This window comes from Microcoleus sp. BM001215392 (assembly GCF_036700185.1).
In the GTDB taxonomy this organism is placed as follows: domain Bacteria; phylum Cyanobacteriota; class Cyanobacteriia; order Cyanobacteriales; family Microcoleaceae; genus Microcoleus.
The window spans coordinates 1-16,053 of record NZ_JAUBOJ010000142.1 but is presented as its reverse complement, the minus strand read 5'-3'; the positions used below and the strand labels follow the sequence as shown (position 1 = coordinate 16,053).

The 16,053-nt window shown below is 48.2% G+C and carries 23 protein-coding genes and 2 pseudogenes; 22 read left to right on the top strand and 3 right to left on the bottom strand.

The window, feature by feature from the left end:
• The first annotated feature begins 215 nt into the window (after window positions 1-215).
• From rplE to prfA, 20 genes and pseudogenes are all read left to right on the top strand, one after another.
• Window positions 216-761: a 50S ribosomal protein L5 gene (gene rplE / locus QT974_RS16635; RefSeq protein ID WP_293150725.1), complete on the top strand. Its 546-nt coding sequence runs from the start codon at window positions 216-218 to the stop codon at window positions 759-761.
• A 22-nt stretch (window positions 762-783) separates the two neighbouring features.
• On the top strand, window positions 784-1,188 hold the full coding sequence (gene rpsH / locus QT974_RS16630) for a 30S ribosomal protein S8 (RefSeq protein WP_265233161.1): 405 nt from the start codon (window positions 784-786) through the stop codon (window positions 1,186-1,188).
• A 169-nt stretch (window positions 1,189-1,357) separates the two neighbouring features.
• On the top strand, window positions 1,358-1,906 hold the full coding sequence (rplF, locus tag QT974_RS16625; protein WP_333469552.1) for a 50S ribosomal protein L6: 549 nt from the start codon (window positions 1,358-1,360) through the stop codon (window positions 1,904-1,906).
• A 2-nt stretch (window positions 1,907-1,908) separates the two neighbouring features.
• Window positions 1,909-2,271 carry a 50S ribosomal protein L18 gene (gene rplR / locus QT974_RS16620; RefSeq protein ID WP_333469551.1) on the top strand — a complete coding sequence of 121 codons (363 nt, stop codon included), beginning with the start codon at window positions 1,909-1,911 and terminating at the stop codon, window positions 2,269-2,271.
• 202 nt (window positions 2,272-2,473) lie between these two features.
• Window positions 2,474-3,019, top strand: coding sequence for a 30S ribosomal protein S5 (rpsE, locus tag QT974_RS16615; RefSeq protein WP_333270704.1), 546 nt, complete (start codon window positions 2,474-2,476; stop codon window positions 3,017-3,019).
• 145 nt (window positions 3,020-3,164) lie between these two features.
• Window positions 3,165-3,611, top strand: coding sequence for a 50S ribosomal protein L15 (gene rplO / locus QT974_RS16610; RefSeq protein WP_333265378.1), 447 nt, complete (start codon window positions 3,165-3,167; stop codon window positions 3,609-3,611).
• A gap of 103 nt (window positions 3,612-3,714) precedes the next feature.
• Entirely contained in the window at window positions 3,715-5,019 is a 1,305-nt protein-coding gene (secY, locus tag QT974_RS16605) for a preprotein translocase subunit SecY (RefSeq protein ID WP_333469550.1), read from the top strand.
• A 5-nt stretch (window positions 5,020-5,024) separates the two neighbouring features.
• Window positions 5,025-5,606, top strand: a complete 582-nt coding sequence (locus tag QT974_RS16600; protein ID WP_333469549.1) for an adenylate kinase — start codon at window positions 5,025-5,027, stop codon at window positions 5,604-5,606.
• Between the two features lie 416 nt (window positions 5,607-6,022).
• Window positions 6,023-6,247, top strand: coding sequence for a translation initiation factor IF-1 (infA, locus tag QT974_RS16595; protein ID WP_006276978.1), 225 nt, complete (start codon window positions 6,023-6,025; stop codon window positions 6,245-6,247).
• A gap of 362 nt (window positions 6,248-6,609) precedes the next feature.
• Entirely contained in the window at window positions 6,610-6,723 is a 114-nt protein-coding gene (gene rpmJ / locus QT974_RS16590; RefSeq protein ID WP_015178722.1) for a 50S ribosomal protein L36, read from the top strand.
• Window positions 6,724-6,806: 83 nt separating this feature from the next.
• Entirely contained in the window at window positions 6,807-7,190 is a 384-nt protein-coding gene (rpsM, locus tag QT974_RS16585) for a 30S ribosomal protein S13 (protein ID WP_106147502.1), read from the top strand.
• An 87-nt stretch (window positions 7,191-7,277) separates the two neighbouring features.
• Entirely contained in the window at window positions 7,278-7,676 is a 399-nt protein-coding gene (rpsK, locus tag QT974_RS16580; RefSeq protein WP_333469548.1) for a 30S ribosomal protein S11, read from the top strand.
• A gap of 174 nt (window positions 7,677-7,850) precedes the next feature.
• Window positions 7,851-8,795 (top strand): DNA-directed RNA polymerase subunit alpha, encoded by a 945-nt coding sequence (locus QT974_RS16575; protein WP_333469553.1) that lies wholly within the window; start codon window positions 7,851-7,853, stop codon window positions 8,793-8,795.
• 178 nt (window positions 8,796-8,973) lie between these two features.
• Window positions 8,974-9,063, top strand: a pseudogene (locus QT974_RS34785) (DNA-directed RNA polymerase subunit alpha C-terminal domain-containing protein); the annotation flags it as partial.
• A 214-nt stretch (window positions 9,064-9,277) separates the two neighbouring features.
• Window positions 9,278-9,628: a 50S ribosomal protein L17 gene (rplQ, locus tag QT974_RS16565; RefSeq protein WP_333469547.1), complete on the top strand. Its 351-nt coding sequence runs from the start codon at window positions 9,278-9,280 to the stop codon at window positions 9,626-9,628.
• Between the two features lie 29 nt (window positions 9,629-9,657).
• Entirely contained in the window at window positions 9,658-10,500 is an 843-nt protein-coding gene (gene truA, locus QT974_RS16560; protein ID WP_333469546.1) for a tRNA pseudouridine(38-40) synthase TruA, read from the top strand.
• Between the two features lie 117 nt (window positions 10,501-10,617).
• Window positions 10,618-11,073: a 50S ribosomal protein L13 gene (gene rplM / locus QT974_RS16555; RefSeq protein WP_293189578.1), complete on the top strand. Its 456-nt coding sequence runs from the start codon at window positions 10,618-10,620 to the stop codon at window positions 11,071-11,073.
• The gene (gene rpsI, locus QT974_RS16550; RefSeq protein ID WP_106147490.1) at window positions 11,073-11,483 is read left to right on the top strand and encodes a 30S ribosomal protein S9; all 411 of its coding nucleotides are present in this window, start codon (window positions 11,073-11,075) and stop codon (window positions 11,481-11,483) included. The genes rplM and rpsI overlap by 1 nt, the downstream gene beginning before the upstream one ends.
• 291 nt (window positions 11,484-11,774) lie before the next feature.
• Window positions 11,775-12,083, top strand: a complete 309-nt coding sequence (gene rpmE / locus QT974_RS16545; protein ID WP_333469545.1) for a 50S ribosomal protein L31 — start codon at window positions 11,775-11,777, stop codon at window positions 12,081-12,083.
• Between the two features lie 317 nt (window positions 12,084-12,400).
• Entirely contained in the window at window positions 12,401-13,498 is a 1,098-nt protein-coding gene (gene prfA / locus QT974_RS16540; protein ID WP_333469544.1) for a peptide chain release factor 1, read from the top strand.
• Between the two features lie 16 nt (window positions 13,499-13,514).
• Here the strand turns inward: prfA and QT974_RS16535 are convergent, their stop codons facing one another.
• The gene (locus tag QT974_RS16535) at window positions 13,515-14,063 is read right to left on the bottom strand and encodes a hypothetical protein (RefSeq protein WP_333469543.1); all 549 of its coding nucleotides are present in this window, start codon (window positions 14,061-14,063) and stop codon (window positions 13,515-13,517) included.
• Between the two features lie 27 nt (window positions 14,064-14,090).
• Here QT974_RS16535 and QT974_RS16530 point away from each other — a divergent pair, with 27 nt between their 5' ends.
• Window positions 14,091-14,456 carry a helix-turn-helix domain-containing protein gene (locus QT974_RS16530; protein ID WP_333366759.1) on the top strand — a complete coding sequence of 122 codons (366 nt, stop codon included), beginning with the start codon at window positions 14,091-14,093 and terminating at the stop codon, window positions 14,454-14,456.
• Window positions 14,457-14,564: 108 nt separating this feature from the next.
• Window positions 14,565-14,852, top strand: a complete 288-nt coding sequence (locus QT974_RS16525; protein WP_333469542.1) for a helix-turn-helix domain-containing protein — start codon at window positions 14,565-14,567, stop codon at window positions 14,850-14,852.
• 60 nt (window positions 14,853-14,912) lie between these two features.
• Here QT974_RS16525 and QT974_RS16520 read toward each other — a convergent pair whose 3' ends face one another.
• Both QT974_RS16520 and QT974_RS16515 read right to left on the bottom strand, forming a co-directional pair.
• A complete protein-coding gene (locus QT974_RS16520) occupies window positions 14,913-15,455 on the bottom strand; it encodes a L,D-transpeptidase (RefSeq protein WP_333469541.1) in 543 nt (180 codons plus the stop codon).
• 302 nt (window positions 15,456-15,757) lie between these two features.
• Window positions 15,758-16,053: pseudogene (locus QT974_RS16515) on the bottom strand (hypothetical protein); the annotation flags it as partial.

Below are 16,053 nucleotides of genomic sequence, written 5' to 3'. Positions count from 1 at the left end.
ATTGGTTATTGGTTATTGGTTATTGGTTATTGGTTATTGGTTATTGGTTATTGGTCACAAATAACAAATAACAAATAACAAATCACAAATAACAACTAACAACTGGCAACTGGCAACTGGCAACTGACAACTGACAACTGACAACTGACAACTGTCAACTGACAAAGAACAATTCCCTGACCAAGCCCAGGGACAGTTAACGAAACACAAAAACTATGCCGGACAAACTCAAAGTTCTTTATCAAGGTAAAATCGTTCCCACACTGATGGATCAGTTTAAATATACTAATATCCATCAGGTTCCCAAACTCATCAAAGTTACCGTTAACCGGGGTTTGGGAGAAGCTTCTCAAAACGCTAAGGCACTGGATTCGTCGCTGAATGAAATTGCCATCATCACCGGCCAAAAACCAGTGGTGACTCGCGCCAAAAAAGCGATCGCAGGCTTCAAAATCCGCAAAGGAGTACCAGTCGGCGTGATGGTGACGCTGCGCGGCGATCGGATGTACGATTTTCTCGATCGGCTGATCAACCTCGCACTCCCACGCATCCGCGACTTCCGCGGCATCAGTCCCAAAAGCTTTGACGGGCGCGGCAACTACAGCTTGGGTCTGAGAGAACAGCTAATCTTTCCAGAAATAGAATATGACCGCATCGATCAAATTCGAGGCATGGACATTTCAATCATCACCACAGCAAATACCGACGAAGAAGGACGTGCCTTGCTTAAAGAAATGGGAATGCCGTTCCGGGACAACTAAGCACTAGAGTAAGAAGCAAAAGATGGCAGCTAACGATACCATAGCAGATATGTTGACGCGCATTCGCAATTCTTGCATGGCGCGCCACCAAACAACACAAATTCCAGCTACAAAAATGACCCGTAGCATCGCCCAAGTTCTCAAAAACGAAGGCTTTATCAGCGAATTTGAAGAAGCAGAACCAGAAGGGATCAAGCGAACTATAGTGCTTTCTTTAAAGTACAAAGGTAAAACTCGCAAGCCCATTATCACCGCACTTAAGCGAGTCAGCAAACCAGGACTTCGCGTTTACTCGAACCGTAAAGAATTGCCCAGAGTATTAGGCGGAATTGGCATAGCCATTATCTCCACCTCCAGCGGCATTATGACCGATAGAGAAGCCCGACGCCAAGGTTTAGGCGGTGAAGTGCTTTGTTATGTTTGGTAGTCATTAGTCATTAGTCAGCAGTCATTAGTTATTAGTTATTGGTTAGTGGTTAGTAGCAAATGATGACAACTAACAACTAACAACTAACAACTAACAGCTAACAACTGACAACTGGCAACTAACAACTGACAACTGACGACTAATTAACTAAAAACAAAGGACAAAAACTATGTCGCGAATTGGCAAGCGTCCGATTAGCATCCCCAGTAAAGTCACCATCACCCTAGACGGTCAAAAAGTAGCCGTCAAAGGCCCTAAAGGTGAACTTTCCCGAGTAATACCAGCCGAAATTGTCATGGGACTAGAAGGCGAAACTTTACTCGTTACCCGCCGAGACGAATCTCGCGTCGCCAGACAACTGCACGGTTTGTGCCGCACCCTAGTCGCCAACATGGTCGAAGGTGTATCCCAAGGCTTTCAGCGTCGTCTGGAAATCATCGGTACAGGTTATCGGGCACAGGTTCAAGGACGGAACCTGATTTTAAACGTCGGTTACAGCAAGCCTGTTGAAATGCCTCCTCCAGAAGGCATCACCATGGCAGTTGAAGGCAACACTAACGTCATTGTCTCCGGCATTGACAAAGAACTCGTAGGCAACACAGCAGCCCGCATCCGCGCGGTGCGTCCGCCCGAAGTCTACAAGGGCAAAGGGATTCGCTACAGCGGCGAAGTCGTCCGGCGCAAAGCTGGTAAAACAGGCAAAACAGGTAAGAAGTAACAATGAAGCTTACTCGCAAAGAATCAGTCCACCGCAGACACCGCCGCGTGCGGCGCAAGGTATTCGGCACCGCCGAACGTCCCAGATTAGCGGTATTTCGATCGTCCAATCACATCTACGCTCAAGTAATCGACGACACTGCACAGCACACTTTGGCTGCTGCGTCAACCCTCGATCCAGAATTGAAGTCAAATCTCACTTCTGGCAGCAACTGCACAGCGAGCGTCCAAGTCGGTCAGTTGATTGCCAAACGCTGTTCTAGCGCTGGCATAGCTAAAGTCGTATTCGATCGCGGAGGCAACCTCTATCACGGTCGCGTCAAAGCCCTCGCAGATGCAGCTCGCGAAGCCGGGTTAGACTTTTAGGAAGAAGCAAGTTCGGCAACGAAGCCGTGTACGGGATGTAACGGATGTAACGGATAGCAGGAATCAGGAATCTCGCATAAAATTCTTATTCTTTTAGATGAAGAAACAAGAATTTATCGAGAATAAAATTCTTAATTCCTAGTTGTTAATTTCTACTTGCCAACAACCAGTTAGCAATCTTCAATTCCCACAACACAAAACTATGGCAGAACAAAAAGAACAGCGCAACAAGAAAAAAAGTAGCAACAACAAAGGGCGCGAAAAAGAATCCGAATGGCAAGAACGGGTTGTTCAGATTCGTCGCGTTACCAAAGTAGTTAAAGGCGGTAAAAAACTCAGCTTCCGCGCCATAGTCATTATCGGCAACGAACGCGGTCAAGTTGGAGTGGGAGTCGGCAAAGCTAGCGACGTAATCGGTGCCGTTAAAAAAGGCGTCGCTGACGGCAAAAAGCACCTAATTGAAGTCCCCCTCACCAAAGCAAACTCCATCCCTCACCCCATCAACGGTGCAGGTGGCGGAGCCAAAGTAATGATGCGTCCGGCAGCACCCGGAACAGGCGTAATCGCAGGGGGAGCAGTTCGCACTGTTCTCGAATTAGCAGGAGTCCGCAACATCTTAGCCAAACAGCTAGGTTCTGGAAATCCCTTAAACAACGCCAGAGCAGCAGTCAACGCCCTCTCCACCCTCCGCACCTTGTCCGAAGTGGCTCAAGAACGCGGAATTCCAGTAGAAAACCTCTACGGTTAGGGCATAGAGAATGGGAAACTGTCAGTTTTGAGTGTTAAGTGTGCAGTTGAGTATTACAAAATCCGCAACTCAAAACTCACGCACTCAAAACTACTGCGCGCCCCCTCTCTTGCATACCAATTACCAATTACCAATTACTAAAACTATGAGATTGCAAGACGCCCGACCCAAAGCAGGCTCCCAAAAGCGCCCCCGACGCTTGGGCAGAGGTATTTCTGCCGGTCAAGGCGCGAGCTCCGGCAAAGGGATGCGCGGTCAAAAATCTAGAGCCGGTAGCGGCACTAGACCCGGTTTTGAAGGTGGTCAAAATCCCCTTTACCGCCGCCTGCCAAAGCTGAAAAGCTTCCCTCTAGTGAACCGGAAAGAGTACACTACCATTAATGTAAGTAGATTAGCATCCCTGCCAGCAAACACAGCAGTTACTCTCACATCTTTGATCGAAGCAAAAATTGTCACCACAGACGACGGGCCGCTGAAAATCTTAGGAGATGGCGAACTGAATGTGGCTCTGCAAGTGCGCGCTGCGGCTTTTACCGCAGGTGCTCGCACCAAAATTGAAGCCGCCGGCGGAAGTTGCGAATTAGTTGCCTAAAGATTTGAGGTTTGAGAGGATGTCCAAATCTCAAATCCTCTCTTCTTGCTATCAGAAAATGATTTAGTCGAAAATCCCAAATCTAAAATCCCAAATCGTAACTATGGACGTTAGTAAAGAAAAAGCGCCAACTGCACAAGAGACGTTCATGCAGATGGCTCAAGCTGCTGGTTTGCGGGGCCGCATCCTCGTCACCATTGGTTTATTGATTTTAGTGCGCCTGGGTGTCCACTTGCCAGTCCCCGGGATCGATCGCGCCGCCTTTGCCCAAAACGTCCAAAATAGCCCTTTAATTGGCTTTCTGGACTTGTTTTCAGGAGGCGGTCTCTCAGCTTTGGGGATTTTCGCGCTGGGGATTTTGCCCTACATTAATGCTTCAATTATCGTGCAACTTCTCACTGCGGCTCTGCCAAGTTTAGAAGACTTGCAGAAAAATGAAGGAGAAGCAGGGCGGCGGAAGATTTCTCAAATTACTCGCTACGTTTCCTTGGGCTGGGCCGTTCTGCAAAGCATTGGCATTGCGATTTGGGTCAGTCCCTTTGCTCAATCTCCGGGCCCTTTTTTCATCCCACAAACAGCTTTGGCTCTAACAGCAGGCTCGATGTTTGTGATGTGGATCTCGGAAGTGGTTACGGAACGAGGCATCGGGAACGGAGCATCGCTGCTGATTTTTATCAACATTGTGTCGGTTTTGCCGCGCTCTTTGGGACAAACTTTTGAATTGGCTCAAAGTGGTGACACGCAAGTTGTAGGCCGCGTAGTTGTTCTGCTGCTGGTCTTTTTGGTGACGATTGTCGGGATTGTTTTTGTTCAGGAAGGTATTCGTCGCATTCCGATTATTTCGGCTCGCCGCCAGGTCGGTCGCAAAGTTTATCGGGAGAGTCGCAGTTATCTACCCCTGCGCTTAAATCAAGGCGGAGTGATGCCAATTATTTTTGCATCTTCGGTGTTGATTGTGCCTTCTTTCCTTGCTCAGTCTCTCAATCAGCCGTTTTTGGTTCAAGTTGCTAATGTGTTGAGTCCTAACGGGCCGGCGCCTTGGGCTTACGCTCTTTTTTATCTGACTTTGATTCTGTTCTTCAGCTATTTCTACACTTCGTTGATTATGAACCCCGTAGATATGTCTCAGAACTTGAAGAAAATGGGTGCCAGTATTCCTGGGATTCGCCCCGGTCAGAAAACGAGCGATTATGTGGAGAAGGTTTTGAACCGTTTGACTTTCTTGGGAGCGATATTTCTCGGTCTGGTAGCTATTGTACCAACGGCTGTCGAAAGTGCGATCGGCGTCCAAACTTTTAGAGGGTTTGGTGCAACTTCCCTACTAATTCTAGTGGGTGTCGCGATCGAAACTGCCAAGCAAATTCAAACTTACGTCATCTCCCAGCGATATGAAGGAATGGTGAAGTAATCGCAATGCAATTGATTTTTATGGGGCCTCCAGGGGCCGGCAAGGGAACTCAGGCTCAGCTTTTAGCCGCTCTCTGGAAAATACCCCACATTTCAACGGGTGACATCCTCCGCGCCTGCGTGGTTGCGAAAACTCCCTTGGGTCTAAAGGCGAAAGCCTACATGGATGCTGGTGAGTTGGTTCCCGATGAGTTATTGATGGATATCGTCCAAGAACGCATGAATGAACCAGATGCTCGTGCAGGCTGGATTCTCGACGGCTTTCCCCGTACTGTGGCACAGGCAGCATTTTTTGACAAACTGCTGTGTGAGGTTGGTACTGAGGGAAGTAAGTCTGGTAAGGACTGCGCTCTGCGAGCTGTCAATTTGGACGTACCTGACAATGTTTTGGTGACTCGCCTGCTGTCGCGGGGCCGCCAGGATGACAATGAAGAGACGATCCGCCGCCGGTTGCAAGTTTATCGCGAGCAAACTGAGCCTTTGATTGAGTTTTACAGCGCCCGCGAACAGTTAGTTGCGGTTGATGGCGATCGCGACATGGAAGTAGTGACCGCAGAACTGCAACAAGCTCTCTCGGGCGACTCTTGAACCCTCTCAATACAGCTTGTTACTCACCAGCTTTTGCTAAGATATGTTAACTAGGAGCTTTTTGTGCGATCGGGTTTTGTGAGGGTTGCTAGAAACAGGATTGAACTCGATACTAATTGCCACCACTTTACTCAAGTAAAGCTTTAGCGAGCGGTTGGTTGAGTGTTTGAGTCGATCGAGCTACCCGAATTATTGCCCCGTTCGCCTTCGATCCGCCCAAAACGGATAAAAGCCACCGACGATCGTCGTCGAGATCCCAAATTTTAGACCGAAGTTCCTCCTCCTTTGATCCATCTGTGGAGTTAATCTAAAATCTCAAATCTCAAATCGGCTGATCCCTACTTTGTAAATAGGTTTTGAAGCAAACGCCGGGACACTCCTAGTTAATCAAATGTAGAGTTGAGGTAAATACCAAATTGTCTAAGCAAGATTTAATTGAAATGGAAGGGACAGTGACGGAATCACTGCCGAATGCGATGTTTCGCGTTGACCTAGATAATGGGTTTAACGTGCTAGCTCATATTTCCGGCAAGATCCGCCGCAACTACATCAAAATTCTGCCTGGCGATCGCGTCAAAGTTGAATTAACTCCCTACGACTTGACCAAAGGCAGGATTACTTATCGCCTTCGCAAAAAATAGGCTTAGATAAAACTTTCTAAAAACTAATTCTAAGTTTAATTAGAGAGAATTTGGTAAAAAGCTTCAAATTTATGCTATAATGCTACGTTTGTAGTGTTGCCGAGAAGGGCGTCAACAACCCAGCGGCGTACCGGGTTAAGTCATTGCTACGCCGTTTAAGTATCGATCGCCAAAATTCTGGCGCCAGCGAACTTTACCCAGCAATGGGAGTGGGTGCAAGCGAGCTCCTTGGTGAAACAACCCGCACTTTATACAATTTAATCGAGGAGAGGTCTACACCTTGCCCAGCCTCTCCTCCCACCGCTCTACGGGCCAGCGTGCGTGCTCTCCAGTAGAGCGGGGTTCTCCAGGCAGGAAGAAAGATGAAAGTTCGAGCATCTGTCAAAAAAATTTGTGAAAAATGTCGCGTCATCCGCCGTCGCGGCCGAGTGATGGTGATATGCACTAACCCGAAACACAAACAACGCCAAGGTTAGAAAACAGCAAGATTGGGCACTGCACCCAGGTGTTATCTCAATCAACATTGTAGCCAAACAGAAAAACTAGGGAGACAAAAAGTGTGGCACGGATTGCCGGGGTAGACCTTCCACGCGATAAGCGCGTCGAAATAGGTCTGACATACATTTTCGGAATAGGCCTGTCGCGGGCCCAAAAAATCATCGCTGCAACAGGCGTAAATCCTGACATTCGTGTCAAGGATTTAACAGAGGCTGACGTGACACTTCTGCGGGCTCACGTAGAAAGCACCTACCAAATCGAAGGAGACCTCCGGCGCTGGGAGTCAATGAACATCAAGCGCCTGATGGATATCGGGACTTATCGCGGTCGGCGTCACCGCTTGGGTCTGCCCGTGCGGGGTCAACGAACCCGTACCAACGCTAGAACCCGTCGCGGCGTCCGCCGAACAGTTGCGGGCAAGAAAAAGGCACCTTCCAAGAAGTAACAACATCTGGTTGGGAAAAATACGCTGGGGGCTGCTCGCTCCTAGCGCTTCGGGACATTAGTTGAGAGAAACGTTAAAGAGACTAATATGGCGCGACAACAAACAGGCAAGAAATCTGGTGCAAAAAAGCAGAAACGGAATGTACCCAATGGGGTAGGCTACATCCAGTCTACCTTTAACAACACGATTGTGACTATTACCGACCTCAATGGCGAAGTAATATCCTGGGCATCAGCAGGTTCCAGCGGTTTCAAAGGAGCTAAAAAAGGGACTCCCTTTGCAGCTCAAACAGCAGCAGAAAGTGCAGCTCGCCGGGCGCATGACCAGGGAATGCGCCAAATAGAAGTAATGGTTAGCGGGCCCGGAGCCGGTCGAGAAACTGCGATCCGCGCGCTGCAAGGGGCTCAACTGGAAATCACTCTGATTCGAGATGTTACCCCAATTCCTCACAACGGCTGTCGCCCTCCCAAGCGGCGTAGAGTCTAAAACGATTTGAGATTTTAGATTTTAGATTTTGGATAATGGCTAACTGATTAAAGTCAAAAAATCATGGTTCTAACTGTTGCCCCGTCCATCCAAAATCCGAAATCCGTTCAGGGGTATGCTCTGCAATCTAAAATCCAAAATCAAAAATCCAAAGTGGAAAAGGGAGGTCACTCCGTGGCGCAGTTTCAAATTGAATGTATAGAGTCTAACACTGACAAAGACCGAAGTCAGTACGGAAAATTTGTCCTGGAACCGCTCGATCGCGGTCAGGGAACAACTGTCGGGAATGCGCTTCGGCGAGTTCTGCTGTCAAATTTGGAAGGAACGGCAGTAACTTCAGTCCGCATCGCGGGCGTCAATCACGAGTTTGCCACGATCGAAGGGGTACGTGAAGACGTTCTGGAAATTCTCCTGAACATGAAAGAGGTTGTTCTCAAAACTCATTCTCAACAGCCGCAAATCGGCAGGTTGAAGATTACCGGGCCTGTCACAGTTACGGCCGATCGATTTGATTTGCCCTCGGAGGTGGAATTGATCGATAAATCGCAGTACATTGCGACTCTCTCCCCCGGTTCTGTTCTGGAAATGGAATTCAGAATTGAAAAAGGCATCGGATACCGAGCAGTAGACCGCACTCGAGATGATGGATCTGCTTTGGATTTTCTCCAAATTGATGCCATCTTTATGCCGATTCGCAGAGTCAACTACAGCGTAGAAGATGCTCGGCTCGGCGGCACCGCCGAGAAAGACCGGCTGGTTATGGAAATCTGGACTGATGGCAGTGTGACTCCTCAAGAAGCTTTGAGTCAATCTGCCCACATCCTGGTAGATTTATTTGCACCTCTCAAAGACATCACCCAAGATTCTCTCAAACCCGAGTATCCAGGTGAGGCCGATGTAAACAGCCAAATTCCGATCGAAGAATTGCAGTTGTCAGTCCGGGCTTACAACTGTCTCAAGCGGGCTCAGATCAACTCAGTGGCAGACTTATTGGATTATACCCAAGAAGACTTGCTCGAAATTAAAAACTTCGGGCAGAAGTCCGCAGAAGAAGTGATTGAAGCTTTACAAAAACGCTTGGGCATAACTTTGCCCCAGGAAAAATCAGCTAAAAGTTAATTGAACGAACGGTAAGAGGTACTGGGTAATCGTTAGCAGGCTCAAAGATGAATTTTATTTCACCCGTAGCCCATGACCGATTACCAATCACCAATCACCAATCACCAATTACTTACTAACTGCTATGCGTCCTGAAGATATAGCGATCGAAGAATTGCAGTTGTAGGTCAAAACTTACAACTGTCTCAAGCGGGTTCAGTTCAACTCGGTGGCAGACTTATTGGATTATACCCAAGAAGACTTGCTCGAAATTAAAAACCTCGGGTAGAAGTCCGCAGAAGAAGTGATTGAAGCTTTAAAATGCTTGGGCATTACCTTGCTACAGGAACAATCAGCTAAAAGTTAATCAACCGGTAACGGGTCAAAAAAATCTGCATTGTCACTGCGTAAGTTCTTCAGAACCAAGAATTGACAGCCAGATTTAGCAGACTATCTATCCCTGCATCCAGTTACCAATTACCAATTACCAATTACCAACTGCTATGCGTCACCGCTGTCGCGTCCCCCAACTAAACAAACCGGCCGATCAGCGCCGCGCCATGCTGCGCTCGCTGACCACCGAATTAATCCGCCACGGTAAAATCACTACCACTCTCGCCCGCGCCAAAGCGCTGCGCCCAGAAGCTGACAGAATGATTACCTTGGCCAAAGAAGGCTCCTTGGCCGCTCGTCGGCAAGCTATGGGCTATATCTACGACAAACAGTTAGTACACGCCTTGTTTGAGGCTGCCCAAGAACGTTACGGCTCGCGCAACGGGGGCTACACCCGCGTAGTGCGAACTGTCCCCCGCCAAGGAGACAATTCCGAAATGGCGATCGTTGAACTGGTTTAATGCAATTTTGGGTGGGAGATTTTTGATTTATGACTGACAATCCAAAATCCCCAATCGAAAATGCCCGATCGACACAACGCATTGCTTTGGTAATCCAATACCTCGGCACTGAGTTTCACGGTTGGCAGCGACAGCCGAACCAGCGTACAGTACAAGAAGAAATTGAAACAACAATATCGAATGTGCTCCAACGCCCGGTAACGCTGTACGCAGCCGGGAGAACTGATGCGGGAGTTCACGCCGCTGCTCAAGTAGCCCATTTTGATGCTGATGGCCCAATTCCGGCTCACCGCTGGGCAAGCGTTCTCAACTCTCGACTGGCAAAAGATATTTTAATTCGAGCTTCGGCAAAGGTGGAACCTACCTGGCACGCTCGGTTCTCAGCCAGTTGGCGGCGCTATCGCTACACCCTTTATACAGACCCGATTCCTAATCTGTTTGTGCGTCCTTATGCTTGGCACTGCTACCGGGCACCTGTGGATGAATCAAAGATTCAGGCAGCTTTGACACCGCTAATCGGGCGGCATCACTTGGCTGCTTTCCACCGGGCAGGGTCTGCTCGCCCCCATTCTTGGGTGGACGTACAAGCCGCAGAGTGTCACCGTTCTGGGCCTCTTATCTATATTGAGGTTCAGGCGAGCGGGTTTCTGTACGGGATGATGCGCCTGCTGGTGGGGTTGCTGGTGCAGGTGGGTCAAGGGTCCAGGGCGATCGATAATTTCACAGATATCTGGGTCAACGAACGCCGAGAAATGGTAAAATATGCCGCTCCCCCTCAAGGTTTGTGCCTGCTGCGGGTTGGCTATTGTGACTTTCCCTTTCCCCCAGATGTTTGGTACGACACTCAGCCCAAATTAGTTATTGGTTATTAGTTATTAGTTATTAGTTACTGGTTATTAGTTATTGGCAACAACTAACAAATAACCAGTAACTAATAACAACTGACAACTAACAAATAACAATTAATAAATAACAACTGACAACTAACAATGAACAAAACTTACGTCCCTACTAAAGACTCCCTAGAGCACAAGTGGTACGTGGTCGATGCCGCCGACCAGCGCCTGGGCCGTCTGGCAACAGAAGTTGCCATGCACCTCCGGGGCAAACACAAACCCACTTACACTCCTTCAATGGATACCGGTGACTTCGTAATTGTCATCAATGCTGACAAAATCGCTGTTACTGGTAAAAAACGCACCCAGAAAATCTACCGCCGCCACTCTGGAAGACCGGGCGGGATGAAAACAGAAACTTTTGCCAAATTGCAAGCACGTTTGCCCGAAAGAATTGTCGAAGAAGCGATTCGGGGAATGCTGCCTCACACATCTCTGGGCAGACAACTGTTTACTAAGTTGAAAGTGTACGCTGGCCCTAACCACCCGCACGCAGCTCAACAACCAGAAGAATTAATTGTTCACACGATTCCGGGAGGAAATGAGTAATGCAAGCAACAGATACCGGCCGCGCTGTGTACTGGGGTACAGGCCGCCGCAAATGTTCCGTAGCCCGGGTACGTTTGGTTCCCGGCACAGGCATACTGACTGTCAATGGTAAAGAGGGAGATTTGTACCTGCAATTCAACCCTACTTATTTGGCGCTCGCTAAGGCCCCTCTGGAAACTTTGGGCCTGGAAAATGAGTACGACATTTTGGTCAAAGTCGAAGGCGGTGGCTTGACAGGTCAAGCTGACTCCATTCGTTTGGGTGTCGCTAGAGCACTTTGTCAATTAGACCCGGACAACCGGAAACCTCTGAAGACGGAGGGCTACTTGACTCGCGACCCGCGGGCAAAAGAACGGAAAAAGTACGGTTTGCGGAAAGCTCGGAAAGCTCCTCAATACTCCAAGCGGTAATCGAGGTTCGGCAGCGGATGCAAGTAACGGATGTAACGGAAGTTCGGCAACGGATTTTGTGACGGATGTAACGGAAGTTCGGATTGACGGATTGACGGAAGAAGGAAGAGGGAAGAAGGAAGAAAGAAAAGGCAAGAATCGTTCAGATTTTATCTGCCTTTTTTTCAAGTTTATTTCCGATTCCTGATTCCCGGTCCCAAAAGGTATAAGACAAAATTGCTGCTGTTGTTGGTGTAGAAGTCCTGCGCCAGCTAAAATGGTTGTAAAGTCAAAAATTAGAGAGTAAAAAAAATGGCGAAAGATGGCATTCACCCTGAGTGGTATCCCGAATCTCAGGTTTATTGCAACGGCGAACTTGTGATGACTGTTGGTTCCACTAGACCAAAGCTTCAAGTAGATGTCTGGTCGGGAAATCATCCTTTTTATACTGGCACTCAGAAGATTATTGATACTGAAGGTCGTGTGGAACGCTTTATGCGGAAATATGGCATGACGGATGTAGAAATGCCCCAGGTAGATGCTTTGTCTGGGCCGCTGAAAATGGAAGATCCGAAAGCAGATGCTGCTAAGGCTGCTGCTAAAGCCAAAAAGAAGAAGTAGCCGGATTGTCATTTGTCCGCAGTCGGTTGGCAGTATTTTTTGCTACTGGTAACTGACTGCTCTCGGATTTTGGATTTGAGATTGGAGATTGCTACGGCCCGCAGTTGAGGAAAGATCGCGATTGTATCCCAACTTGTCTTCAAATCTAAAGTCTAAAATCTAAAATCTATCCGCCCTTGGATTGGAGAGCTTAGACTGAAGAGTTGCTACGGCCCGCAGTTGAGGAAAGAGCGCGATTCTATCCCAACTTCTCTTCAATTCTAAATTCTAAAATCTAAAATCTAAAATCTAAAATCGATTGACGGAGGACATTTGACATGGCTGAATCTTATTTGCTGGATAAATTGAAGTCGGTGGAGCAAACTTTTCATGAGTTGACTCGCCGCATGGCTGACCCGGATGTGGCTAGGGATAATTATGAGTTTCAGCGGGTAGCAAAAGCTCGATCGTCCTTAGAAGCAGTAGTCGATACTTTTGATCTGTGGAAAACTACTCAGGAAGATTTGGTGGGCGCGCGGCAAGTTCTTAAGGAAGCTGCGAGCGATCGAGAAATGCAGCTTATGGCCGGGATGGAAGTTGAGGAACTTGAGTCGAAGCTGGAGAATTTGGAAAGTCGTTTGAAGGTGTTGCTGCTACCGCGCGATCCGAACGATGACAAGAATATTATGCTGGAAATTCGCGCGGGTACTGGCGGAGATGAGGCTAGTATTTGGGCGGGTGATTTGCTGCGGCTGTATACCCGTTACGCTCAAACCCAAGGCTGGCAGGTAAAATTGGTGAGCGAGTCACTGGCGGAAATGGGCGGCTTTAAAGAGGTGATTCTGGAAGTTACAGGCGACAGCGTGTATAGCAAGCTGAAGTTTGAGGCTGGAGTGCACCGGGTGCAGCGCGTACCGGTGACTGAGGCGGGCGGCCGGATTCATACTTCGACGGCGACGGTGGCGGTGATGCCGGAGGTGGATGAGGTGGAGATTCACATCGATCCCAAGGATATTGAGATGAGTACGGCTCGATCGGGCGGCGCTGGCGGCCAAAACGTGAACAAGGTTGAAACTGCTGCGGATTTGTTTCACAAGCCGACTGGGATTCGGATTTTCTGTACAGAGGAGCGCAGTCAGTTGCAGAATAAGGAGCGGGCGATGCAGATTTTGCGCGCGAAGCTCTATGACATTAAGTTGCGGGAGCAGCAGGATGAGGTGAAGTCGCGGCGTTTGGCTCAGGTTGGTACTGGTTCGCGATCGGAAAAAATTCGCACGTACAACTATAAGGATAATCGGGCTACCGACCACCGTTTGGGAGAGAATTTTTCGCTCAATAGTGTTTTGGAAGGAGATATTGAGGAGATTATTCAGACTTGCATTTCTCAGGATCAGCAGGAACGTTTGGTCGAGTTGGCTGCTTCTACTTCTAATTGATTGGTTGATGGGGAACTTAGGCGCATTGTTTGCTGAGCCTTTGTTCCCTGATGACTTGACGGATGTGGTTGAGTAGGGCTTCCCAAATTGCATCGGCGATCGCCACTGGATACTTGAAATGTTCGAGGTCGTACTGTACGATGATTTCTAGAGGTGCGAGGGTTTGCTGGTTTCGACAACTGGCTATGGCTGCGATCGCCTCTTGCTCCCATCTGGCAAATAGCCTGTAGCTGAAAAAGGAACTGCATTTTTGTCCTTTCTGGTTCAGGTAAACAACTATTACCTGATGTTGTTTGGGGTACACTTTGACTATGCGCTTGACTGACATTCTCAGGGCTTCGGCTGCTTCCATTTTGGAGATTTGCCAGCGCTGAGGTTTTAGCCAACCGGAGGCTGTGAGGCTTTGACGGTTGCGGCTGGGCTTGTGAGTTTTTTGAGTGCGTCTCTTGGTCATTGCTATTTCTCCTAAATCTGTTTTGATTAAAATTAAAATTTTCAATGTAATTAAAATAATATCTGCTAAATCTTCTCCTGTCAAGCAAGACAGGTAAATTTGTTGGTACACAAGTAAACTAGGAATTGTGGTTATCTCGTGGCTGATACCGTGGACGCAGAAGCTAAGAAAAAACTGAGTGAGGTTGTTAAATTAGCGCGGGGCTCGATGAGTCTGACCGCTTTTGGCAAGCTGTTGGGAGTTTCTGCTGCTTCTGTCTTGTACTGGGAAAAGGGGCAGGTACTTCCAGATACGAAAAATTTGACTCAGATTGCGACAAGAGCAGGCTTTACGATGGAAGAGCTCATGGCTCATCTTGAAGGCAAGCCGGTGCAGGAACCCGTAGATACTAACGATCTGCTTAAAAAAATTCAATGTATACCCATTAGTGAGTTAGCCGTCATTGGTAGAGCCGTGATGGATAGGCTCGCGGCGGCGGCTGAGTCGTCTGGAAAATATAGTTGATTTATTAGTTCGTAAGTAGACTGGTAGGTACGATCGCATAGCTTTTAAGTCGTGAACATCCAAAATAGACAAAAACTTAGCGAAATCATCAAAACTGCTCGCGGAACAATGAGTCAGCGAGCATTTGGTAAGCTTTTGGGCGTTTATGCTACTGCGGTTCAGCTTTGGGAAAGGGGCGAGACGGTTCCAGAGACGGAAAACTTGGCTAAAATTGCTGCGAGAGCTGGTTATTCGCTGGAAGAGTTTCTCAGCATTTTGGATGGCAATTCAGTCTCGCAAGCCCCAGAAATTAACGATATCGTTAAAAAAATTCAATTTTTGCCTCCTCGTCAGGTAGCGTTAATTGCCAAAGCCGTAGCTGATAGATTCGCTGCGTCGGCTGAATCTGCTGGATAATGAAGATGAGGCAAATTTATCTGTTTTCCATCAAATCTCAAATCTGCCACCTTAAATTTTCTAACGCACTACAACTCTCGTTCCCACCAGAGCCCAACGAAACAGCCTGCGGGCTTGACCTACGGGCAGATTTATGCACCCGTGGCTGACGGGCGTACCAAAGCGGTTGTGCCAGTCAGCGCCGTGGATGGCATAGGGGCCAGAGTAGAACATCGTGTACGGAACGTCAGGCACGACGTATCCCCGTCCCCGCATAGTCTTGGCGCGATATTTACTTTGGATGGCAAACACACCTCGGCCAGTAGGAGTCGAACGCTTACCGCTGGAAATTGCTGTGGAATAAACGACTCTGCTATTTTCCCAAGCAGTTAAACGCTGTCTGGACAAGTTAACTTCGATCCATCTTCCTTGAGTTATTCTGTGTTTGACACGCAAGGGGGCAGTATTGCGGCGACTCTCTAACGATGAGGTTCTTTCCCTTTGTGACCTCGGTGCAGCGTTTGCCGGTGCTGACTGGGGAAGCACCGTCACCACCATTAGGGCGATTGCTGCCCAAAAACCTAGCGATCTCGGCGATCGCATCAACTGTATCAGGTTTCCCATACTTGACTAACTCCTCAAACTACAAAACTGTTTTACTCTGTCTTCAGAATTTTCTGATTAGTCGCCGAACAATTTTAGGATTATACGCTCAATATTGGGCGCAGCGAAGCGGAGAGAATTGGCAGGGAGTTTTGTCAAGATATTATTAGTGAATTAATCATAATAATACGCAATAAACTAGCATTCTTTCAGAGGGGGCGATCGGGCTATTTCCTTTATTCGATCGATGTTTTGACTATGTTGTCACCCCGTCAGCTACCTTATTACAGAGTTCGATCGCCCTGATGAAAAAACCACTCGCCCTATCCCTGACTCAATATGTCTAAAAATTCTCGGACAATGCGATCGGCATCTTCGCGGCATCTTTGGGCGTCGCAATAGTGGATGATGCTGATACCAGCAGATGCAAACAGCCGATCGCGCGTTTCATCTTTTTCGGTATCGGGATGCGATATTTCCAGAATACCCCATTTGCCTTGGTGGAAGATGAGGAAATCTGGTTCTTGGTTTTGTCGGCCGGAGGGTGTGGTGAGGCGGGCTTTGGAGTTGGGGAAAAAGAGGGTGTTTGTGCGATCGAGCGCTTCGGCTATTTTTACTT